Origin of the sequence: Paucibacter soli (assembly GCF_037482845.1) — a bacterium.
Classification (GTDB): domain Bacteria; phylum Pseudomonadota; class Gammaproteobacteria; order Burkholderiales; family Burkholderiaceae_C; genus Paucibacter_B; species Paucibacter_B soli.
In genome coordinates, this window is the sequence record NZ_JBBHJW010000005.1 from 193,233 (window position 1) to 214,420 (window position 21,188).

The 21,188-nt window shown below is 70.6% G+C and carries 14 protein-coding genes; 7 read left to right on the forward strand and 7 right to left on the reverse strand.

Going from position 1 to position 21,188, the window contains the following annotated elements:
- Positions 1 to 4: 4 nt before the first annotated feature.
- The 6 genes from WG898_RS12485 to WG898_RS12510 all read right to left on the reverse strand — a co-directional run bounded on the left by WG898_RS12485 (position 5) and on the right by WG898_RS12510 (position 9,876).
- On the reverse strand, positions 5 to 427 hold the full coding sequence (locus tag WG898_RS12485; RefSeq protein WP_339603123.1) for a response regulator: 423 nt from the start codon (positions 425 to 427) through the stop codon (positions 5 to 7).
- A gap of 118 nt (positions 428 to 545) precedes the next feature.
- Complete coding sequence (locus WG898_RS12490) at positions 546 to 2,939, reverse strand: GAF domain-containing protein (RefSeq protein WP_339603124.1); 2,394 nt, start codon at positions 2,937 to 2,939, stop codon at positions 546 to 548.
- Entirely contained in the window at positions 2,929 to 5,970 is a 3,042-nt protein-coding gene (locus WG898_RS12495) for an ATP-binding protein (RefSeq protein ID WP_339603125.1), read from the reverse strand. The genes WG898_RS12490 and WG898_RS12495 overlap by 11 nt, the downstream gene beginning before the upstream one ends.
- Positions 5,971 to 8,358 carry an ATP-binding protein gene (locus WG898_RS12500; protein WP_339603126.1) on the reverse strand — a complete coding sequence of 796 codons (2,388 nt, stop codon included), beginning with the start codon at positions 8,356 to 8,358 and terminating at the stop codon, positions 5,971 to 5,973.
- A complete protein-coding gene (locus WG898_RS12505) occupies positions 8,358 to 9,140 on the reverse strand; it encodes a substrate-binding periplasmic protein (RefSeq protein ID WP_339603127.1) in 783 nt (260 codons plus the stop codon). The genes WG898_RS12500 and WG898_RS12505 overlap by 1 nt, the downstream gene beginning before the upstream one ends.
- Positions 9,141 to 9,150: 10 nt before the next feature.
- On the reverse strand, positions 9,151 to 9,876 hold the full coding sequence (locus tag WG898_RS12510; protein WP_339603128.1) for a substrate-binding periplasmic protein: 726 nt from the start codon (positions 9,874 to 9,876) through the stop codon (positions 9,151 to 9,153).
- 110 nt (positions 9,877 to 9,986) lie between these two features.
- Between WG898_RS12510 and WG898_RS12515 the strand changes: the two genes are divergently transcribed.
- From WG898_RS12515 to WG898_RS12545, 7 genes are all read left to right on the forward strand, one after another.
- Positions 9,987 to 11,567: an ATP-binding protein gene (locus WG898_RS12515; RefSeq protein ID WP_339603129.1), complete on the forward strand. Its 1,581-nt coding sequence runs from the start codon at positions 9,987 to 9,989 to the stop codon at positions 11,565 to 11,567.
- Positions 11,564 to 12,250 (forward strand): response regulator, encoded by a 687-nt coding sequence (locus WG898_RS12520; protein WP_339603130.1) that lies wholly within the window; start codon positions 11,564 to 11,566, stop codon positions 12,248 to 12,250. Before WG898_RS12515 ends, WG898_RS12520 begins: the two co-directional genes overlap by 4 nt.
- Before the next feature lie 55 nt (positions 12,251 to 12,305).
- Positions 12,306 to 14,237: a potassium transporter Kup gene (locus WG898_RS12525; protein WP_339603131.1), complete on the forward strand. Its 1,932-nt coding sequence runs from the start codon at positions 12,306 to 12,308 to the stop codon at positions 14,235 to 14,237.
- A gap of 106 nt (positions 14,238 to 14,343) precedes the next feature.
- Entirely contained in the window at positions 14,344 to 15,318 is a 975-nt protein-coding gene (locus WG898_RS12530) for an ABC transporter substrate binding protein (protein ID WP_339603132.1), read from the forward strand.
- Between the two features lie 2 nt (positions 15,319 to 15,320).
- The gene (locus tag WG898_RS12535) at positions 15,321 to 17,009 is read left to right on the forward strand and encodes a sensor histidine kinase (protein WP_339603133.1); all 1,689 of its coding nucleotides are present in this window, start codon (positions 15,321 to 15,323) and stop codon (positions 17,007 to 17,009) included.
- Between the two features lie 18 nt (positions 17,010 to 17,027).
- The gene (locus WG898_RS12540) at positions 17,028 to 19,115 is read left to right on the forward strand and encodes a TonB-dependent receptor plug domain-containing protein (protein WP_339603134.1); all 2,088 of its coding nucleotides are present in this window, start codon (positions 17,028 to 17,030) and stop codon (positions 19,113 to 19,115) included.
- Between the two features lie 99 nt (positions 19,116 to 19,214).
- Positions 19,215 to 20,027 (forward strand): class I SAM-dependent methyltransferase, encoded by an 813-nt coding sequence (locus WG898_RS12545; protein WP_339603135.1) that lies wholly within the window; start codon positions 19,215 to 19,217, stop codon positions 20,025 to 20,027.
- Between the two features lie 56 nt (positions 20,028 to 20,083).
- Here WG898_RS12545 and WG898_RS12550 read toward each other — a convergent pair whose 3' ends face one another.
- Positions 20,084 to 21,070 carry a threonine ammonia-lyase gene (locus WG898_RS12550; RefSeq protein ID WP_339603136.1) on the reverse strand — a complete coding sequence of 329 codons (987 nt, stop codon included), beginning with the start codon at positions 21,068 to 21,070 and terminating at the stop codon, positions 20,084 to 20,086.
- Positions 21,071 to 21,188 lie beyond the last annotated feature (118 nt).

Sequence of the window (21,188 nt, forward strand, 5' to 3'; positions counted from 1 at the left end):
GCTGCTAGCGGCTGAGCGCGTCGGGCCGGCTGGTGGCAAAGCGCGCCAGGCCCGCGTTGATGCTGTCCAGCAAGGCCTGGGCGTCCCAGGGCTTGGCCAGCATGCTGTCGAGATGGCCCTGGCTGCGCACCCGGTCGACCGCCGCCTCGCTGACCTGGCCCGACAACAGCACCGTCACCACATAGGGGAAACGCCGGCGCGCCTGGATGAGGAACTCGTCGCCCTTCATGCCGGGCATCAGGAAGTCCGAGATCACCACCAGGGGCACCAGGCCCTGGCCGCTCAGCTCGTCGAGGATTTCCAGGCCCTCTTCGGCGCTCTCGGCGATTTCGATCAGATGCCGCGCGCCGTAGGCCTTGCGCAGCTGGTCGCGCAGCGCGCTCAGCACGATCACCTCATCGTCCACGCAAAGCAATATTCCCTGCATCACCTTGTCTCCCTTGAAGCGGGCCGGCGGCGCGGGCGCCAACGGCCTCGTGCCATGGTACGTTCGAAGCCCGTCCGCTGCGCCAGGCACGGCATATTTTCTTTGCGGCGCATCGGCCTCAGGCCTGGCCGGGCCGGCCGGCGGCCGGGGGCTGGGAGGTCTTCAGCGCCTGCACGATGGTGGCCGCGCGATCGGCCGCATGCTTGACCTGCGCGGCACTGGCACCGATCAGCGCGAGCTGCCGCTCCAGCTCGGCCGGTGGCGCCGTGGCCGCGCCGGGCGGCCCGCCGACGCAGCACAGCAAGTCGGGCAGTTGTGCCATGACGCGATCCAGTGCGGCGCCCAGGCGGCGGCCGCCGGACTTGAGCTCATCCATCGGGGTCTCGATCTCGGCGCCGATGCCGGCCACCCATTGGCCCAGCGCGGCGAGCTTCTCCTGCTGCAGCAGCAGCGCCTGGGTGTGGCGCAGGCGCTGCAGGGTCTCGGCATTGGCCAGGCCGATCGCGGCGTAGGCACCGAGCGAGCGCAGGATCGCCAGCTCGCGTTCCGCATAGGCCTGGGCCTGGGGGGACTGAATCGTCAGCACGCCCAGCAGACGCTGGCCCACCAGCATGGGGGCGAACATCATGCTGAGCGTTTCCTGCGTGCCGGCGACCGGCCGATGCGTGCCGCTGGCGACATGCAGCACGATCTCGCGCCGCTCGCGCGCGCAGCGCGCGGCGTGGGAGTCGGCATCGTCCAGCGCCTGGGTGCGCTCGCCCAAGGGCCGGCCGGCTTCCCTGCCGAAGATGCGCTGCAGGGCCAGGCCGTCCGGCCGCAGGCGGTAGACGGCGAAGGTGTGGGCGTCCAGCAGCGCCTGCGTCTGCCGGTGCAGGGTCTCGCACAGCGCCGTCTCGTCGAGCTGACCGACGATGTCGCGGCCCATCGCCGCGAGCCGCTCCAGCGTGGCGTTGGCCTGCTGCAGCAGCTCGCCGCGCTGTTGCTGAGTGGCCGCCTGGCGGCGCTCCAGCTCGGCCTCGGCCTGCACCCGCTGGGTCTCGCGCGTGACCTGCAGGGCAATGGCGCGTTTGGTGCTCGCCTGGTTGTGGATGCTCTTGCGCGCCTGGCTGGCCTGCATCGCATAGGCATAGGCCTGGGCGGTGTCGCCCTGCATGGCGTGCGCGCGTGCCAGCGCCTCCAGCAGGCCGCTGGGCACCTGGTAGCCTGCCAGGCCTTGCGCCAGTTGCAGCGCGGCCTGCAGATAGTGCAGGCTCGGGCTGGCGGCCTGCATGCCCGCAGGCGCCGCCAGCTCCGCGTCCTGTGCATGCAGCGCGGCCATCAGCTGCAAGGCGGCGATGCGCTGGGTGGCCGAGGAGGGGCCGTCCAGCACCTGCCGGGTCGCCCGCGCCGCCGCCGGCAGCCGGCCCAGGGCCAGCAGGGCCTGCGCCTGGCCCACCCATGCGTCGGCCAGCAGGTCATGGCCGGCCAGCGCCAGCGCGCGCTGCTCCAGCTGCTCGAAACAGTGCAGCGCCTCGGCCGGCTGGCTGTCGGCCAGGCGCACCTCGCCCATGTGCAGCAGGGCGATGGCGTACTGGCGCGAGCCGGGCAGGGACGCGAGCCGCTGCAAGGCCTCGTCCAGCAGGGCTCTTGCGGCCTCCCGGCGTTGCAGAAAACGCAGGCTGGCCCCGCACAGCACCAGGGCCGAGCCGATGCTGCTGGGCGAGCCCGAGCGGCGCGCCAGCTCCAGGCCGCGCTGCGCCCACTCCAGCGCATCCTGATGGTTGTTGACGTTGTTGCAGCTGCTGCCGGCATTCATGGCCGTGCGCATGGCGAGCGCCGGCTGGCCGCTCTCCAGCGCCTGGGCATACGCCGTCGCGAAACAGGCAATTGCGCCGGCGAACTCGCCGCGCAGCGCCGCCGACGAGCCCAGCAGGTTGTTGACATGGCATTGCGCGGCGCAGTGGCCGGTCGGCGCCAGCGCGGCGCACAGCTCGTCCCACAGCCGCAGGCCCTGCGCCAGATCGCTCAGCGCCACGGCACGCGCCAGCGCTGCCGCGGCGATGCATTGGCGCACCGGTTCGGCGGCCTCGGCGGCGGCCCGCCGCATCCGTTCCAGCTCGGCATGATGGACATCCATCTCGCCCTGCTCGAAGGCGATGCCGGCCAGGGTCCAGCGGGCGTCGGCCTCGCCCAGGGCATCGCGCAGGCGCGTGAACTCGCGCAGGGCGGCGGCGGCGCTGTCGGACGCCTGCGCGTAGTCGCCCTGCAGCTGCAGCGCCTCGGCCCGGATCAGCGCGAGGCGTGCATGCAGACCGGGCGGCGCGCGCTCGGCCGGCTCGGCCGCCAGGGTCTCGGCCCAGGCCCTGGCCTGACCGGGATCGCGCTGGCGCAGCTGCCAGGCCAGTTGCAGGCGCAGGCCGGCGTCGGCCGCCGATGCCGCCGCCGAGCCGGGCAAGTTTGGTACGCGGGCCTGCAGCGCCGCCAGCTCGGCGTCGCTGGCGCAGAAGCTCGGTGGCGTTTGTTCAGTCCGCATGGCCAGGGCCTGCGATCGGCAGGCGCACGGTAAACGTGGCGCCCTGCCCGGCTTCGCTTTCGACGCCAATGCTGCCGCCATGCTTGCGCACGATGGTCTGGGCGATGTGCAGCCCCAAGCCGCAGCCTTCGCCGCTGGGCTTGGTGGTGAAGAAGGCGTCGAAGATGCGCGGACGGATGGACGCCGGAATGCCGCAGCCGGTGTCGGCCACGCTGACCACCGCCTGGGCACCCTCGCGCCTGGCCAGGATGCTCAGGCAGCCCTGCTGCTTCATGGCATGCAGGGCGTTGTGGATCAGATGGGTCCAGACCTGGATCAGTTCATCGGGCAGGCAGTGCAGGCGCAGTCCCGGCTCCAGCCGCAGCAGCAGTTCCACGCCCTGCCTGAGCTGGTGCTGGTAGATCGTCAGCGCCATGTCCAGGCTCAGGCTCAGCTCGGTGTCCTGCCATGGCTCGGCGGCCGCGCCGGGTGCAAAGCGCTGCAGCGCGAACACGATCCTGGCCATGCGGTCCACGGCGCGATTGATGTTGGCGCTGTTGCGCAGCTCGGCCGCCAGCGCGTCGGCAGCCGCAAGCATGGCCTCGGCCCGCGGATGGCGCAGCAGCGGCAGCAGCTCGTCCAGCGCGGGCTGCGCCTGCAGCCGGCTCAGCAGTTCGGCGCAGGCGCGCGCTCCGGCCACGCCGGCCGCTTCGAGCTGCTGGCTGAGCCGGCGCACCAGCGCGCGCTCCTCGCGCGAGCTGAGCGGCAATCCGCCCGGGCTCAGCCGCTGCAGCAGCGCCATGAACAGCTGCTGGCCCTGCGCGTCGAGGCCGCGCATCAGTTCGGGCAGCCCGCCGAGGGCCTGACGCAGCGCCTCGGCCAGGTGCTCGCCGCTCGATTTGACGACCGCCAGCGGGGTGTTGATCTCATGCGCCACATTGGCCACCAACAAGCCCAGCGAGGCCAGGCGCTCCTGTTGCGCAATCTGCGCCTGCGCCTGCTGCAGGGCGGCCAGGGCATCGGCGTTGGCGAGCGCGATCGCACCGTAGGCGCACAGGCCGCGGAAGATGGCGCGTTCGCGCTCGCCATAGGCATGGCGCCGGAAGGATTGCACGCTCAGCACGCCCAGCAGTCGCGTGCCGGCCAGCAGCGGGGCGTAGAGCTTGCTGGGCGTGTGGCGCGTGCCCGGGAACACCAGCGTGCCGGGCGGCTGGTCGTCGAGCGCGATCTCGATGCCTTCACGCGCGCAGCGCGACACATTGCGCTGCGGGTCCGCCAGCTCGAAGCTTCTGGGCTGCAGTGGCCTGCCGTCCTCGACCCCATACACCATGCTGAGGGCCTGGCCGTCCGGGTCGAGCCGGAAGATCACAAAGGTGGCGACGTCCAGCAGGCCGCGCACATGGCGATCCAGGGCCGCGAACACCGTCTCGCTGTCCAGATGGGCGGTGATCTCCCGGCCGATATCGCCCAGCAGTTCCAGCGTGCCGTTGAGCGCCTGCAGCGCCTCGGCGCGCTGCTGTTCCTGCTGGGCCTGCAGGCGCAGGCCTTCGTATTCCAGGCGCGCCTGCTCGGTCTCGTGTGCCACCTGCATGGCGGTGGCGCGATGGTCCGCCTGTTGCCGGTGGATGCGTTCGTAGGCCTGGCCGGCCTGCTGGGCGTAGGCATAGGCCAGGTCGGTGTCGTCCTCGGCGGCATGGGCCCGGGCCAGGGCCTCCAGCAGCTCGCCCGGCACCACATAGCCCGGGATGCCGCAGGCCAGCGCGAGGGCCTGCTCCAGATCCTGCCTGGGCCGCCGCTGCGCTGCGGCGTCATCCGGCCGCAAGGCCGCCTGGGCCGCGTGGACCTCGGCCATGGTGCGCCAGGCGCTGATCTGCCCCGAGCCATGTTGCAGCGCCAGGCTGCGCTGGGCGGCCAGCAAGGCCTGCTCCAGCTGGCCCTGCTGCAGCCGGGTCTTGGCCTGACCGAGCCAGGCATCGCCCAGCAGATCGGGTTGCTGCAGCGTTTGCGCGGCGCGCTCCAGGGCCTGGAAGACCTGCAGCGCCGCCGCCAGCTCGCCGCGGTCCAGCTCGACGCCGCCCAGGGTGTTGAGTGCAATCGCGTGCTGGCGCGACACCGGACGCTGCTCGGACAGTGTCAGCGCTTCCCGCAGCAGATCGCGCGCGGTGTCGAGGTGTTGCAGCGCGCGCAACGAGGCGGCGGTCTGGATGAGCGCGCCGCCCAGGCTGTGCGGCCAGCCGGTGGCGCGTGCCAGTTGCAGGGCGCGCTCCATCCATTCGAGCGCGCCGGGATAGTCATTGAGATAGTTGTGCGACACGCCCACATTGCAGCCCAGCTGTATGGCCAGGCGCAGCTGTCCGGTACGCAGCGCCAGTTCATGGGCGTTCACGAAGTGGCGTACCGAAGCGCCGTAATGACCCGCCAGGCCGGCACACATGCCATGCGCGTAGCCCATCCATGCCTGGGCCGCGGCAGGCAGCTGCGCGAGCGCGCCGGGTGCCGGACGCTGCTCCCAACGGCGCTGCGCACTGGCCGGATCCTGCAACACCATGGCAATCGCCAGATCGGCCTCGATCAGGGCCAGGCGACCGGCATCGGGCGCCGGCGTGGCGCCCAGCGTGCGCTCGTGCAGGGTGCGCTGCAGCTTCCAGTCGCCGCGTGTGCTGGCGAGGGCGGCCAGCAGGCAGCGCGCATCGCTGCACAGCAGGGGGTCAACCAGCGCCTCGCCCTGCTGCAAGGCCCGCTCGCCCAGGCCCGCGGCCCGCTCCAGCTCGTCATGCAGCCACAGCGCTTCGGCGCGCACCAGCAGCAGGCGGGTGGCGTGCTGCGGGCCGTGATCGGTCCCGGCCGACTCGGCCAGCAACTGCTCGGCCTGTTCCACCAGCGCCAGCGCGCGCCGGCTGTCGCGCTGGCGCAGTTGCCAGGCCAGTGCCACCAGGGCATTCAGCCGATCGGCCGCGCTGCCGCCCGGCTGCGCGCTATGCGCCAGCGCCCGCTCGGGCGCCTCAAGCTCAGCCTCGGTGGCGGCGAATTCAAGCCACGGCGTCACGTCCATTCAGCATTCCTGGGCGGGTTCGTCCGGGCGCGCGCTGGTCGGGCGACCCAGCGGCAGGTACACGGTGAAGGTAGTGCCCTGGCCCGGCTCGCTGCTCACCTCGACGCGTCCATGGTGCTTGGCGACGATCTTGTTGACGATGTCCAGTCCCAGCCCGCTGCCCTCGCCGGCCGGCTTGGTGGTGAAGAAGGGTTCGAAGATGCGCTTCATCAGCTCGGGCGGGATGCCGGGGCCGTTGTCCGAGATGCTGACCAGCGCTTCCCCGCTCCGGCGCGCCAGCGCAATGCGCAGCCGGCCCTTGTATTGCATGGCCTGCAGGGCGTTGTGGATGAGGTTGGTCCAGACTTGGTTGAGTTCGTCCGGCAGGCACCAGACCGGCGGCACCTCGCCGTAGTCGCGCTGCAGCTCGATGCCGCCGCGCAGCTTGCTCTGGTAGATCGTCAGCACGGTCTCGATACCATCGCGCAGGTCGGCCTCGGCGAATTCGGCGTCGCGGTCGAAGCGCGAGTAGGACTTGAGCGCGAAGATGGTCTTGGCCACGCGCTCGACCGCCAGGTTGATGTTCTCGGTGTTGCTGGCAATCGTCGCGGTGCTGTGCGCGGTGTCGAGGATGAGCCGGCTCTGCGCGTGCATCAGCAGGGGCAGGTAGTCGTCCAGCGCGTCCTGCGCGCGCATCTGCACCAGCAGGCCGGCCTTGTGGCGCGCCTCGGCGACGCCGGCGGCCTCCAGTTTGCTTGTGAGCAGGCGCGTGAGGCGGCGTTCCTCGCTGGAGCTCAGCAGCGCCGCCGGTTGCAGCACCTGGGCGATCAGGCGCGTGAAGCGCTCGCGCTGCGCCGTGTCCAGCAACTGCAGCACCACCGGCAGCTGCTCCAGCGTGTGCTGCAGCGCGTCGGCGATGTTGCGGCCGCTGGACTTGACCGCGGCGATCGGGGTGTTGATCTCGTGCGCCACCCCCGCCACCAGCTGGCCCAGCGCGGCCATTTTTTCCGACTGCACCAGCTGCCCCTGGGCCTGACGCAGCTCCTCCAGCGCACGCGCGGCCTCGCCGCGCGCCGCTTCCACCGCGGCGTAGGCGCTGGCATTGGCCAGGGCGATGGCCGCATAGGCCGCGGTCGAGCGCAGGATCTCCTGTTCGCGCGCCTGGTAGGCCATCGCCTGGTGGCTTTGCGTGATCACCACGCCGATGCGCCTGCCATTGGCCACCAGCGGCCATAGCGAGACCGAGCGCATCGGCGCCCGCGGCGCCACGCCCTCGGGCGCGGGCGCGTCCAAGGCCTGCTGCTCGTCCGCCAGCATCATTTCGGCATCGCCCAGAAAGGTCCGCACCGTCAGCCAGCGCGGGTCGTTCAGCATGAAGCTGGAGGGCGGTGCCAGCTTTTCGTCCTCGACGTAGTAGACGAGGTCGAGCCGGTCGCCGCTGGGTGCCAGCATGGCGACGCCGAAACCGTCCAGCGGCATCAGGCGGCGCTGGTGCTGGTGCAGTGCCGCGCAGATGGCGTGCATGTCCAGGCTGGTGGTCAGCGCCATGCCCACATTGCCCACCTCGCGCAGCACGTCGGCCGATCTGGCCAGCGCCTGGTTGGCGCTGGAGAGTTCGGCGGTGCGTTCGCGCACCAGCTCGGCGAGGCGGTCGCGATGGGTGGCCAACTCCTCCTCGTAGCGGCGCTTTTGCTGCAGGTATTCCGACAGCCGGTCCTGCAGATGGTTGATGCCGCTCACCAGCATGCTTAGCTCGTCGGAGCGGCCGTCGCGCCGCGCCAGGCGTAAAGGCTCGCCCAGCTCCTCGGGCCGCATGCGCGCCAGGTGCATGGCGATGCGGCGCACATGCACGGTGACGAGGCGGCTGAACATCAGCATGATGAAGCCCGCCAGCGCCAGCGATTGCACCAGCTGGGTCAGCACGATGGCGCGCACCGCCTCGCGCAGCGAGGCCCAGAGCTGGCGTTCGTCGCCGGCAAGCAGCAACTCGCCCACCACCTCCTGGCGTCCGCCCGCGTAGGCCTGGTAGATCAGCGCCACCTGGCGCTGCGGCGCACGGCCCGGGCCTTCCCAGCCGGGACGGGTGAACTCGAGCCGTTCGGTGCGGCTGCCGGCCGCGCCCAGCGTAAGCGCCACATGGCCGATCGAGTGCACCGAGGCGGCACTGCTCAGATGCGCCTGGATGGCCTCGCGGTCCATGTCCCAGACCGCCTTACGCAGCGTACTCTGGTAGACCTGCGCGATCAGCTCGATCTCCGCCTGCATCGCCGCATGGCGCGAGCGCCAGGCCGACCAGGTCTGTGCCGCCACCGCCAGCAGGGTGAAGATCAGGCAGAAGCCCAGGGTGGCCAGCACCATGCGCGTGCCCAGGGACTCGCGGTGCTTGAGCAGGCTGCGCAGTAGTTCCATCAGGTGCTGCCGAACCATTTGCGGCGGATGGCGGCGTGGCGCCCATTCTTCTTGAGCGTTTCCAGCGCCTTGCGGAAGCGTTCGACTTGGGCGTCGGCGGTGGCGGGGCCGAAGGCCATGTAGTAGTCCACCTGCAGCTCCGGCAGGGTCAGGGCCTTGGCCAGCAGGCGCGCGCCATCGTCGCCGGCCTGGCTGGCCAGCTGCTGGGCGATCAGGTCGGTGGTGATCCATAGATCGACCCGGCCCATCTTGAGCTTCTCGAAATTGAACTGGTTCCTGGCGCTGGATTGCAGCTGCCTGCCCTTGGCAAACCCGTTGGCCTCCAGATACTGCTCGCCGACATCGGCATTCACGGTGGCGATCTGCCAGCGCATCGCTTCGCTCAGCGAGCCCAGGCGCAGGCCGCGGCTGGCCAGCGCGTAAAGGCCGTACTCCACCTGGGTGAGCACGCCCACCCATTTGAACAGCGACTCGCGCTGCGCGGTGCGCGCGATCGAGTAGATCAGCACGTTCTCGCCCTGACGCGCCATCTCGTAGGCGCGCGCCCAGGGCAGCACGCTGATCTCGGCGGTTTGCTGCAGCAGGCCCAGGACCTCCTGCACCAGCTCGGTACACATGCCGGTGGGCCGGCCGTCCTTTCCGTCGCTGAAGTTGTAGGGCGGCGCCTCCTCGGTGACGATCTGCAGGGCAGGCTGCGCCCGCGCCGGCCTGCCGGTCCAGCCCAGCGCCGCGGCGCCGGCCAGGCCAAGCATCAAGCTGCGACGCGCTTCTCTATCATGCATGCGGACTTCCCTAGAGCTTGAGCTTGCCTTCGGCCTTGAGGCTGTCGAAGGCGCGCCGCACCCGCTGCACCAGCTCGTCGGGCGTGGACCGGCTGAAGGCAGCATAGAGCGGCGTGCGCAGCTCGGCCAGGCGATGCAGCTTCTGCAGCTGCGCGCAATCGAGTTGCGACTGCCGGCACAGCAGCATCAAATCCGTTTCGGTCAGTAGCACCAGGTCCACGCGTTGATTCAGAAGATGGCGCACAGTCTCGGCGCTCTGCGCTGCCAGCAGCAAGCGGGTGAACCCCTGAGCGCGCAGGAATTGGTGGCGCACGTCGTCGCGCACCACGCCGACGCTGTAGCGACGCGCGTCGGCGAGCTGCCCGACCGCGATGTCATGCCGCGACCTCAGGCGGTAGAAGTCGTAGTCCTGCTCGATGAAGGCGCCTATCCATTTGAATTGCTGCTCGCGCTCGGGCGTGCGGGCAATCAGGTAGATCAGCACATTGGGCTGCTTGAGCGCCAGGTCGTAGGCGCGCGCCCAGGGGTAGATGTCGATGCGGTAGTCGTCAATGCCGGCGCTGCGCAGCAGCGTCTCCAGGTGCGCCGTGGCCGGCCCGCCCACCCGGCCGCCCTCGGCGTAGGCAAAGGCGCTGGTTTCCGTCACCAGGTGCAGCGGCGCGGCCGTGGGTTGGGCCGCGCCAGCGCCGGCCGCCAGAGCCAGCAGCAGCGCCACGGCCGCAAACCTAAACCGCATCGCCTTTGCCATCATCCATGGTCCGCACTCCGGCTGACTTGCCGCGACCCATCTTAGCCAAGCCCGGCACCCTTATGCGATCCATATTTGTGCCCTGCTATGGTGCCACCATGTCCCTCATCAAACCGGCCCAGCGCCCCTCCTGGCAAGACCTGGCCCTCGCGGGCGCGGTCTGGGGCCTGGCCTGGGCGCTGATGCTGGGTCTGGACGAACGCCTGGGCCTGGTGAACCTGGCGCTCGTGCCGGTGCTGGCGGCCGCGCTGGCCTCGATCTGGCTGCCGGCCTGGGCCTCGATGCTGGCCAGCCTGCTGGCGGTGCTGGCCTTCAACTGGACCTTTGTGCCGCCGCGCGGCAGCCTGGCGGTAGACCTGCCCCAGCATGGCCTGCTGTTGCTGTCGATGCTGGCACTGAACTGGATCACGGCGGCGCTGATGGCGCGGCTGGCCTGGCAGGCCGCGCAGGCGCAGCTGCATGCCAGGCGTGCCGAGCAGCTGCGTGTCTTCAGCGAGGCCCTGCGCGACGCCGCCGACCCGCAGGCCCAGGCGCCGCTGCTGCATGAGGCTCTGGCCGGCCTGCCCTGCGATGCCGTGCTGCTGATGCTGCTGAAGGATCGCCTGCCCAGCGCCAACGAGGCCGCGGCCGTGCACCTGCTGGGCCCCGCACCCGACGCCGACCAGAGCGCGGGACTGTGGGCCTGCCTGCGCCAGGGCAGTGCCTTCGGCCCCGGCACCGGCCGGCATGAGGACTTGCGCGCCTGGTACCTGCCGCTGCGCGGCCGGCGCGCCAGCCATGGGGCGGCGCTGCTGTGCCTGCCCGACGCCGACGCCACCGACCTGCCGGATGCCGGCCTGCGCGCCCATGCCCAGTCCCTGTGCGACCAGCTGGGCCTGGCGCTGGAGCGCCAGGCCACCGAGCAGGCCGCCCAGCGCGCGCGCGACGAGGCCAGCGGCCAGGCCATGCGCAACGCCCTGCTGGCGGCGATCTCGCACGACTACCGCACGCCGCTGGCCAGCATCATGAGCGCCGCTTCCTCGCTGCTGGACCAGGACGCGCGCCTCAGCCCGGCGCAGCGCGAGCGCCTGGCCGCCACCATCGTCGACGAGACCGAGGCCCTGAGCCGGCTTACCGACAATGGCCTGCAGCTGGCGCGCCTGGACGCACCCGGCGTGGTGCTGCGCATGGACTGGGAATCGGCCGAGGAGATCGTCGGCGCGGTGCTGCAGCGCGTGCGCCGCCGCCGCGGCGAGGCCGCCAAACGCGTGCGTGCGCGGCTTGAGCCCGAGCTGCCGCTGCTGCGCTGCGATGCGCTGCTGCTGACCCAGCTGCTCGACAATCTGGTGGACAACGCGCTCAAGTACGCGCCCGGCTCGGCCATCGAGCTGCTGGTGCGCTGCGCCAGCGAGGGCGAGCAGCGCTGCATGGTGCTGGCGGTGCGCGACCGTGGCCCCGGCGTGGCGCCGGCCTGGCGCGAGCGCATCTTCGATGTCTTCCAGCGTGGCGTGGAACTGAACCACGAGCGCCCGGATGCCGAAGAGCGGCGCGGTGCCGGCGTCGGCCTGGCCGCCTGCCGCGCCATCGCCCTGGCCCATGGCGGCAGCATGCGCTACCGCGCGCGCAGCCATGGCGGCGCGAGTTTCGAATGCTGGCTGCCGCTGGTGGCGGCGCCGGCCGTGACGCAGGAGCAGGCATGAGCCTCAGGGTGATGTTGGTCGAGGACGACCGCGAGTTGCGCACCACCCTCATGGGTGCGCTGCGCGTGGAGGGCTACGAGGTCGACGGCGCCGCCAGCCTGGCCGAGGGCCTGGCTCTGCTGGCGCATGGCGAGCCGCCCGACCTGCTGCTGCTGGACCTGGGCCTGCCCGATGGCGAGGGCGAGCAGTTGCTGGCCGCGCTGCGCAAGCTGAAATCGACGCCGGTGCTGGTGATCTCGGCGCGCGAGGCCGATGGCCAGAAGGTGCGCCTGCTCGACGCCGGCGCCGACGACTATCTCGTCAAGCCCTTCAGCGTCAGCGAGCTGCTGGCGCGCATGCGCGTGGCGCTGCGGCATCGCGGCGTGCACACCCAGGCGGCCATCACGCGCTACGAACAGGGCGGCCTGGTGGTCGAACTGGCGGCGCACCGCGTCAGCCTGGACGGCGCCGAGGTGCACCTCACGCCCACCGAATTCAAGCTGCTGGCGCGCCTGGTGCGCTGCGCCGGCCAGGTGGTCACGCACCGCGCCCTGCTGGCGGACGTGTGGGGCCCCGAGTACACCGAGCACACCCATTACCTGCGCCTCTACATGGCGCAGCTGCGCGCCAAGCTGGAGGCCGACCCGGCCGACCCACAGCGCCTGCTGACCGAGCCGGGGGTGGGGTACCGGCTGGCCGACTGAGAGGCTGTGAAGCAACGGCCATTACTTCACAGCCTCTGACCCTTATGCGTTCCTGATGCGCCCGCCGCGATGCTGCGCCCATCCACAGCATCAGGTGATCAGCTTGTCGTCCAACCACACACCCGCCCGCCAAGGGCTTGCCGCCCTCACGCTCGGTGCCATCGGCGTCGTCTATGGCGACATCGGCACCAGCCCGCTCTACACCGTCAAGGAAATCTTTCTGCCCGCCACCGGGGTGGCGCTCAACGCCGGCAATATCACCGGCGCGGTGTCGGTGATCGTCTGGGCGTTGATGCTGGTGGTGACGCTCAAGTACGTGATCCTGATCCTGCGCGCAGACAACCGCGGCGAGGGCGGTGGCCTCGCGCTCACCGCGCTGGCAGCCCAGGCGGTGCAGGGGCGGCCGGCTCTGCGCAGCGCGCTGCTGTTGCTGGGCGTGTTCGGCGCCACCCTGTTCTATGGCGACAGCGTCATCACCCCGGCGATCACCGTGATGGGCGCGGTGGAGGGGCTGGAGATACTCACGCCGGCCTTCAAGCCCTACGTGCTGCCGATCTCGCTGGCCATCCTGGTGGGCCTGTTCATGATCCAGCGCTTCGGCACCCACGCGGTGGGCAAGATCTTCGGGCCGGTGATCGTGCTGTGGTTCGCGGTGCTGGGCGCGATCGGCCTGGTGCACATCCAGCAGCAGCCCGCCATCCTGGCAGCGCTCAACCCGCTGCATGCCTGGCAGTTCTTGAGCGAGCGCGGCTGGCATCTGTTTGCCGCGGTGGGCGCCATCGTGCTGGCGCTCACCGGCGCCGAGGCGCTCTATGCCGATATGGGCCATTTCGGCGCCAGGCCGATCCGCCTGGCCTGGACCGGCCTGGTGTTTCCGGCGCTGGCGCTCAACTACATGGGCCAGGGTGCGCTGCTGATGGGCGACGCCAGCGCGATCGAGAACCCCTTCTACCGCCTCTTCCCTGACAGCCTGGTGCTGCCCGCCGTGGTGCTGGCCGCGCTGGCCGCGGTGATCGCCTCGCAGGCGGTGATCTCGGGCGCCTATTCGATGACCAAGCAGGCCATCCTGCTGGGCTTTCTGCCGCGCATGGAACTGCGCAACACCTCGGCCCGCGAGGCCGGGCAGATCTATGTGCCGGGCGTCAACTGGGCGCTGCTGGCGGGCGTGGTGGCGGCGGTGCTGCTGTTCGGCAGCAGCTCGGCGCTGGCCGGCGCCTATGGCATTGCGGTGACGCTGACCATGATGATCACCACCGTGCTGACCTTCTTCGTGGTGCGCGACGGCTGGCAGCTGCCGGCGCCGCTGGCGATTGGCGCCACCCTGTTCTTCCTCGCCATCGACGCCCTGCTGGTGGCCGGCTGCGCGATCAAGTTCCTCGACGGCGGCTGGTTCCCGCTGCTGCTGGGCCTGCTGCTGTTCGTGTTGATGAGCACCTGGCAGCGCGGCCGCCAGCTGCTGCTGCAAGGCATCAGCAGCGAGGGCCTGGAGCTGGAACCCTTCATCGAGAGCCTGAGTGACGCGAGCATCCACCGCGCGCGCCGCACCGCGGTCTATGCGGTGGCCAACCCCGAGACGGTGCCGCAGGCGCTGCTGCACAACCTCAAGCACAACCAGGTGCTGCATGAGAGCAATGTGATCCTCACCGTCAAGTTCGCCGAACGGCCCTGGGTGCCCGAGGCCGAGCGTGTGGAACTGCAGGCGCTGGCGCCGGGCTTCTGGCGCGTGGCCCTGCACTACGGTTTCATGGACGAGCCCGACGTGCCCAGGGCGCTGGCCCTGTGCGCCGCCAAGGGCCTGGTGATCCAGCCCTTCGAGACCAGCTACTTCCTCAGCCGCGAGACCGTGGTGCCCACCCCCGGTGCCGGCATGGCCAACTGGCGCGAGCGCCTGTTCGCGGCCCTGAGCCGCAACGCGGGCAGCGCGGCCGAGTTTTTCCACCTGCCCGACAACGCCGTCGTGGAATTGGGCACGCGCGTGCAAATCTGACCGGCACCCCCATCGCTTAGACTCGCCGCAGGGAGTTGTGCGGTTGGCGTAAGAATGGCCTTCGCCGGCGCGTGGTGTCACGGACGAAAGGCTTGGGATTTTGGGCATGGCTCGGCGTGCCGCGCGGCTGGCGCGGCGATCTTGCTTGCGGCAATGGGCCGCCTGGGGTTGCGGCGTTCTGCCGTGGTGGCCGGCGTTCGGCCAGGGCCTGGTAGGCGACAAGCTGGCGGTGATCTACCCCGAGATCGGCGAGCCCTTCCGCGCCGTGTTTGCCAAGATCCTGGAAGGCATCGACGAGCGCGCGCAGCAGCGCGTGCCGCGCATCGCGGTGGCGGCCGATGCCGACGCGCTGGCGCTGGCCAGCGAGCTGCGCCGCCGCGAGCTGAAGCTGGTGATCGCGCTGGGCCGCGCCGGCCTGCGCGTGGCGGTGGCGCTGGACCCCGCCATCGAGGTGGTGGCCGGCGGCGTGATCAGCCCCAACGAGGCCGATGCCCGCGCCACCACCCTGCTGAGCCTGGCGCCCGACCCGCAGCTGCTGATGCAGCGCCTGAAGATCCTGCAGCCGGGCGTGAAGCGCGTCACCGTGGTCTATTCGCCGCGCCACAGCGCCTGGCTGATGCGCCATGCCCAGGCGGCGGCACGCCAGCTCGGGCTGGAGTTGCGTGCGCTCGAGGTGGACGAGCTCAAGAGCGCGCTGCGCCAGTACCAGGACTTCTTTGCCCAGGCCGCGCCGCTGGACGCGCTGTGGCTGCCGCAGGATCCGCTCACGGTGGATGAATCGGCGGTGCTGCCGCTGGTGCTGCAGGAATGCTGGAACCGCAATGTGGCGCTGTTCTCAAGCAACTTGGGCCATGTGCGGCGCGGTGCGCTGTTCTCGCTCTATCCCAACAATCTGGAACTCGGCCACAGCCTGGCCGCCAGCGCGCTGGCGCAGCTGGCCCGCCAGGCCGGGGTACCGCGCGGCGCCCAGCCGCTGCGCGATGTGCATGCGGCGCTCAACACCCGCACCGCCAGCCACCTCGGGCTGGAGCTCAGCCCCCAAGTGCAGCGCAGCTTCGAGCTGCTGCTGCCCGAGAGATGATGATGGGCGCGAGCACCTTGCATGGTTGGCTGGGCGCGCTGCGCCATGCCACCTTCCGCCGCCAACTCACCGTGGTGGTGGCGGCGGGCGTGCTCGGCGTGGCGGCGGTGTCGGCGGTGGTGTCGAGCTGGCAGGGCAGCCTGCAGGTGCGCGAGACCCTGGTGCGCCAGGGCCTGAACCTGGCCACCAGCCTGGCCCAGCAGAGCCAGCTGGCCCTGCTCACCGAGGGTGCGGAGAACGCGCGCGAGCCGATCGAGCGTGCCTTCTCCTTCCCCGATGTGCTGCGCGTGGAGTTGCTGCACGTCGATGGCGAGGCCCTGGTGGCGCGCGGCAACGCCCCGGCGATGGCGGCCTCGCGGCCGCAGGCCGATGCCCTGGGCCCCTATCTGGAGGCCGAGACCGACAGCGCCTGGAGCTTCGTGGCGCCGGTGCGCACCCAGCCGGCCGAGGCCTCGCCCTTCGAGGCGCGCGCGCCGCGCGCCGAGCTGCTGGGTTATGTGCGCGTCACCCAGGGCAAGGCGGCGCTGGTGCAATTGGTGCGGCGCCTGGTGGCGATCAATTTCGGCGTGGGCCTGGCGCTCTCGGCCCTGCTGCTGTGGACGCTGCGCCTGCTGGCGCGGCGCCTGACCCGGCCGCTGGGCGAGCTCTCCGAGGTGATGCTGCGCGCCGGCGAGGGCCGCATGGGCCTGCGCGCGCGGCTCAGCGGGCCGCGCGACATCGCCAGCATGGCCCAGGTCTTCAACAGCATGATGGAAAGCCTGGAGCAGCGCGAGCACGAGCTGCAGCAGAAGAACGCCGAGCTGGCCCGCCATGCCGCCACGCTGGAGGAACGCGTGGCCGAGCGCACCCATTCGCTCACCGCCGCCAACCGCGAGCTGCAGGGCGCGCTCGACACCTTGCGCGAGGCACAGAAGCAGCTGGTCGAGGCCGACAAGCTGGCCTCGCTGGGCCGGCTGGTGGCGGGCGTGGCGCATGAGCTCAACACGCCGCTGGGGAATGCCCTGATCTCGGCCTCGGCGCTGGAGGCCGAACAACACCATATGAGCGAGGCGGTGAAGAGCGGCCAGGTGCGCAGAAGCGATTTCAACCGCATGCTGGCCAACAGCATCGAGGGCAACGCCCTGGTGGTGCGCAATGTGCAGCGTGCCGCCGACATCATCCGCGGCTTCAAGCAGCTGGCGCTGGACCAGACCACCGAGATGCGGCGCGAGTTCCGCGCCGATGTGGTCATCCACGAGCTGCTCGCCAGCCTGCAGCCGATGTTCCGCCACACCCCCTTCCGCATCGAGGCCGAGCTGGAGCCCGGCGTGCTGATGGACAGCTATCCCGGCCCGCTCGGCCAGGTGATCAGCAATATCGCCCAGAACGCCCTGGTGCACGGCTTTGCCGGGCGTACGCAGGGCCTGCTGAAGGTGCAATGCCACGCGCTGGGCGCCAAGCAGGTGCAGATCATCTGCAGCGACGACGGCCATGGCATGGACGAGGCGGTGCGCGCGCGCGTCTTCGAGGCCTTCTTCACCACCCGCTTCGGCCAGGGCGGCTCGGGCCTGGGCATGCAGATCGTGCACAGCCTGGTGACGGGGCTGCTGGGCGGGCGCATCCTGGTGGAAAGCCGGCCCGGCGGGGGTACGCGTATCCTCATCACCCTGCCGCGTTGCGCACCCCAGCGGGTCGCTGCCGACAGCCACTGAGCCACGGAAAGCCTCGCCATGCCGAACAAGCAATTGCTGGTCTTGAGCCTGATGCTGTGCGGACTGGCGCAGGCCCAGACCGCGCCGGAAGAGCAAGACCTGGCACTCGCCTATGGCGACAGCGCGCTGGTGAGCATCGCCACCGGCAGCGCCCAGCCGCTGCGGCGCGCCCCGGCGGTGGCCGGCGTGATCACGGCCGACGAGATCCGTGCCATGGGCGCCACCGATCTGGAGGATGTGCTGGCGCGCGTGCCGGGGCTGCATGTGGGCCGCACCAGCCTGCTGTACGCGCCGCTGCTGGTGATGCGCGGCATCTACAGCCAGTTCAACCAGCAGGTGCTGATGCTGCACAACGGCCAGCCCATGACGGTCTCGATACGCGGCGACCGCGGCACCAAGGGCTGGCGCGGCTTCCCGGTGGAGAACATCGCGCGCATCGAGGTTCTGCGCGGCCCGGGCTCGGCGCTCTATGGGCCAGAGGCCTATGCGGGCGTGATCAACATCATCAGCAAGTCCGCCCGCGACATCGACGGCCAGGAGCTGGGGCTGCGGGCCGCCAGCTTCGGTGGCCGCGATGCCTGGTGGCAGGGCGGCCTGCAGCGCGGCGAGCTGGAGCTGGCCTGGTTCCTGCGCGGTGGCCGCAGCGAGGGTTTCAAGGCGGTGGTGGAGAAGGATGCGCAAAGCAGCAACGACGCCGCCTTTGGCAGCAAGGCGAGCCTGGCGCCCGGCAGCCTAGCGGTGGGGCGCGAGCTGCTGGACCTGGGCCTGGATATGGCCTGGCAGCGCTGGCGCCTGCGCGCCAACTACCAGTGGCGCGATATGCGCAGCGGCATGGGGGTGGCCCAGTCCCTGGACCCCGAGGGCCTGGAGCGCACCCGCCGCCTGCTGGCCGATCTGTCCTGGTCCGAAACCCAGTTGGGACCGGACCTGGCCGCGGGTGCCACGCTCTCGCTGCATGCCTACCAGCAGCTCATCCCGGTGCCCTTTCTGATCTTTCCGGCCGGCGCCAAATTCCCCACCGGCAGCTTCCCAACAGGCATGCGCGGCGCGCCCGAGACCTGGGAGCGGCAGTGGCGTCTGAATGCCTTTGTGAGCTGGAGCGGCTGGCGCGAACATCAATGGCGCGTTGGCGCGGGCCTGGACGATATCGACCTCTACGCCACCGGCGAGGGCAAGAACTTCGCCTATGCCGCCAACGGCCTGCCGATTCCGCTGCCCGAGTTCAACGATCACAGCCAGAGCGACCCCTTCATACGCCCGCAGCGGCGCAAGGTGCGCTATGTGTATCTGCAGGATGTCTGGAACCTGGCGCGCGACTGGAGCCTCACCGCCGGCCTGCGCCACGACCGCTATTCCGATGTGGGCGGCACCACCAACCCGCGGCTGGCCCTGGTCTGGGAGGCGGCCTACAACTGGACCGCCAAGCTGCTCTACGGCCGGGCCTACCGCGCCCCCGGCTTTGCCGAGCTGCACAGCATCACCAACCCGGTGGCGCGTGGCAACCCGGCCGTCAAGCCCGAGACCATAGGCACCGCTGAGGCGGTGCTGCTGTGGCAGCCGCGCCGCGATCTACAGCTGGAGGCTTCGGCCTTTAGCTACCGCATGCGCGACATCATCCGGACCACGGCCAATCCAACGCCCGGCACCGGCACCACCTTCAACAACAGTGGCAGCCAAGGCGGTCACGGCCTGGAGCTGGACGCGCATTGGGAACCCGACCCTGCGCTGCGCCTGCAGGCCAGCCTGGCCCTGCAGCGGGCCCGCGATCTGGGCAACCAGGCCGACCCCGGCTACGCGCCGCACCAGCGCGTCTATATGCTGGCCGACTGGCGCTTTGCGCCGGGCTGGCAGGCCTCGGGCCAGTTCAACCATGTGGCCGGCCGCTTGCGTGCCCTGGGCGACGCGCGCCCGGCCATCGCCGATTACAGCAATCTCGACCTGGGCCTGCGCTATACGCCGCCGGGCGCGCGCTGGTCTGCGGCCGCAATGCTGCGCAATGTCGGCAACAGCGACCAGCGCGAGCCCAGCCTGGCGCCGGGCCGTATCGCGGGCGACCTGCCTCTGGCGCCACGCAGTGTCAGCCTGGAGTTGAGTTATCGCCTTTGATGCAGAGGGTCCCTGGCCTTGGCTTGCGCCCGGATCGGCGCGATCATGCTCGCACTGTCTTGTGCGAGCAGCTGACGCAGCCATGCGAGGGAGATCGCCATGTCGGAGTCATCCACCTTCTTGTCCTCGGACGGTGACGGCTACGAGCGCCAGATGGGGCGCTGGAGTCGGCGCCTTGCCGGGCCGTTCCTGGATTTCGTCGGCACGGCCGATGGCGAATCCGTGCTCGACCTGGGCTGTGGCACCGGCTGCCTGGCGAGCGCGCTGATTGAGCGTTGCCAGCCCAAGCAGGTGTGCGCGGTCGACTTCTCGCCGGCCTATATCGACTATGCCAGGCGCAAGCATCACGACGACCCGCGGCTGGCGTTTCAGGTCGGCGATGCCTGCGCGCTCGACTTTCCCGACCACAGCTTCGATCGCGTGCTGTCGCTGCTGATGCTGCACTTCGTGCCTCGCACCGGGCTGGCCATCGGCGAGATGCGGCGCGTTGCGCGGCCGGGCGCCGTGGTCGGCGCGGCCGTCTGGGACGCGCGTGGCGGCTTCGTGGCCAACCGGCTCTTCTTTGACACGGCCGCGGCGCTGGACCCCCGCGCCGGCGAGCGCCGCGCCCGCAACTACACACGCCCGATGACGCGCCCCGGCGAACTGGCGCAGGCCTGGGCCGCCGCCGGCTTCAGCGAGGTGGTCGAGGCAAGCTTGGGCATCCGCATGGTGTTCGACTGCTTCGAAGACTACTGGGCCCCCTATGTGGGCAGGGATGGGCCGGGGGCCGAATACGTGGGGACGCTCGACGACGCCGCACGCGCCAGGTTGCGCGATGCCGTGCAGGCTGCCTATCTCGACGGCGAGGCGGACGGCCCGCGTTCCTTTGCCGCCTCGGCCTGGGCGGTGAAGGGCGTCGCGCCGGGCTGAGAGGCGCAGGCGCTGTGGTGATCAGCACTCGAGCCTGATCGGGGAGTCGGCGTTGATCAAGCTGTGCCGATCTGGCCGGGCGTTGGCGCGGCCGTCGGCAGCTTCGCGTAGTGCATCAGGTTGGCCAGCGACTCGTTGCCGCCGCACAGCAGCAGCACCACGCGGTCGTCGGCCCCGAAGCGCCCGCGCAGCCGGCGTGCCGCCGACAGAGTGCAGGCGGCGGCCAGCTCGGTGAGCAGCTTGCAGCGCTCCAGCAACCAGCGCTGGTCGGCGATGGCCTCCTGGTCGGAGACGGCCACATAGTCCTGCAGGTGTTGCTGCGCGAGCGTCAGCGCGTCGGCCGCCAGATAGGGCGCGCCCAAGGTTTTGGCGAGTGAACTCGGCACGATCTGTACCACCGTGCCGGCGCGCAGCGCCGCCCCCAGGGTGGGTGCGTCCTCGGTTTCGACGGCCCAGATGCGAACCTGGGGCGCGCGCGCCTTGAGTGCGACGATGAGGCCGGCCAGCAGCCCGCCGCCACCCACGCTGACGATCAGGTCGCTGATCTGCGGCAGCTGCTCCAACAGCTCCAGCCCGATCACGCCGTTGCCGGCCATCTGCTCGGGCTTGTCCCAGGCATGCAGGGCGGTGCGGCCCTCGTCTTGCAGCGCCCGCACGCGCGCAAAGCAGGCCGGCATGTCGGCATGCAGTTCCACCTCGGCGCCATAGGCACGCGTGGCCTCCACATAGTTGGCGGGGGTGTACTGCGGCATGCAGATCACGCAAGGTATGCCCAGCACGCGCCCGGCATAGGCTGCGCCCTGGGCGAAATTGCCGCCGCTGACGGCGACCACGCCGCGCTGGCGCGCCGCAGCGTCGAGCTGCAGCATCTGGTTGAAGGCGCCGCGCGGCTTGAAGGAGCCGGTCTTTTGCAGCAGTTCGAGCTTCAGATGGACCTGGGTGCCGAGCTGCTCGCTGAGGCTGGCGCTGTGTACCAGCGGGGTGCGCCGCACATGCTCCTGGATGCGCTTGGCGGCCGCCTCCACGTCAGCGATGTCAATCATGAGGTGGTCCTCCTGGACTGCTGGGCCTGCGGCCATGGTGTGCCCGGCGCTGGCGCGGTGTCAAGGCCGACCGCGCCAGCCGCCGCGAGCAAGCCGGCAGGCTTCTTTCTTGTCCACC

What these genes read in the sequence shown, in the direction of transcription:
- WG898_RS12485 (WP_339603123.1), bottom strand. Translation starts at nt 427, where the DNA reads ATGCAGGGAATATTGCTTTGCGTGGACGATGAGGTGATCGTGCTGAGC.
- WG898_RS12490 (WP_339603124.1), bottom strand. Translation starts at nt 2,939, where the DNA reads ATGCGGACTGAACAAACGCCACCGAGCTTCTGCGCCAGCGACGCCGAG.
- WG898_RS12495 (WP_339603125.1), bottom strand. Translation starts at nt 5,970, where the DNA reads ATGGACGTGACGCCGTGGCTTGAATTCGCCGCCACCGAGGCTGAGCTT.
- WG898_RS12500 (WP_339603126.1), bottom strand. Translation starts at nt 8,358, where the DNA reads ATGGAACTACTGCGCAGCCTGCTCAAGCACCGCGAGTCCCTGGGCACG.
- WG898_RS12505 (WP_339603127.1), bottom strand. Translation starts at nt 9,140, where the DNA reads ATGCATGATAGAGAAGCGCGTCGCAGCTTGATGCTTGGCCTGGCCGGC.
- WG898_RS12510 (WP_339603128.1), bottom strand. Translation starts at nt 9,876, where the DNA reads ATGCGGTTTAGGTTTGCGGCCGTGGCGCTGCTGCTGGCTCTGGCGGCC.
- WG898_RS12515 (WP_339603129.1), top strand. Translation starts at nt 9,987, where the DNA reads ATGTCCCTCATCAAACCGGCCCAGCGCCCCTCCTGGCAAGACCTGGCC.
- WG898_RS12520 (WP_339603130.1), top strand. Translation starts at nt 11,564, where the DNA reads ATGAGCCTCAGGGTGATGTTGGTCGAGGACGACCGCGAGTTGCGCACC.
- WG898_RS12525 (WP_339603131.1), top strand. Translation starts at nt 12,306, where the DNA reads ATGCGCCCGCCGCGATGCTGCGCCCATCCACAGCATCAGGTGATCAGC.
- WG898_RS12530 (WP_339603132.1), top strand. Translation starts at nt 14,344, where the DNA reads ATGGCTCGGCGTGCCGCGCGGCTGGCGCGGCGATCTTGCTTGCGGCAA.
- WG898_RS12535 (WP_339603133.1), top strand. Translation starts at nt 15,321, where the DNA reads ATGGGCGCGAGCACCTTGCATGGTTGGCTGGGCGCGCTGCGCCATGCC.
- WG898_RS12540 (WP_339603134.1), top strand. Translation starts at nt 17,028, where the DNA reads ATGCCGAACAAGCAATTGCTGGTCTTGAGCCTGATGCTGTGCGGACTG.
- WG898_RS12545 (WP_339603135.1), top strand. Translation starts at nt 19,215, where the DNA reads ATGTCGGAGTCATCCACCTTCTTGTCCTCGGACGGTGACGGCTACGAG.
- WG898_RS12550 (WP_339603136.1), bottom strand. Translation starts at nt 21,070, where the DNA reads ATGATTGACATCGCTGACGTGGAGGCGGCCGCCAAGCGCATCCAGGAG.